This is a genomic window from Gilvimarinus sp. 1_MG-2023 (genome assembly GCF_030548285.1).
Genome location: NZ_JAUOSC010000598.1, coordinates 1 through 318, shown reverse-complemented (window position 1 = coordinate 318; position 318 = coordinate 1). Strand labels below are relative to the sequence as shown.

General features: G+C 55.0%; 1 protein-coding gene. It reads right to left on the bottom strand.

Features of this window, described 5'->3' with window-relative positions; all coding sequences use genetic code 11:
- The coding region (locus Q4563_RS18255) for a hypothetical protein (protein ID WP_303605514.1) at nucleotides 1–318 on the bottom strand (318 nt) is incomplete at both ends.

Below are 318 nucleotides of genomic sequence, written 5' to 3'. Positions count from 1 at the left end.
CATCAAGGTGTTTCAACGTCAGGTCACCGGTCAATTCCGGATCACGCCGCCAGTCGTTGATTGACCCCTGCCAGCTGACAACCAATGGTTGGTTCAGTGTCACGGCCTGCGGCTGAGTCAGACGTAACGCCGCTATCTGTAATGCCCCGGCCAACTCGACAGGCAGGTTTTCAGCACTGTTGATCAGACCTACCGTCATATTATCGGCCGTTATCCGGGTCTGGATACCAGGTTGCTGCCAACGCAAATCCACATTACTGACCGTAATACCAGCCAACAGCACTTCAAACTGACGGCTGCTCTGGCTCGGACTGGCAC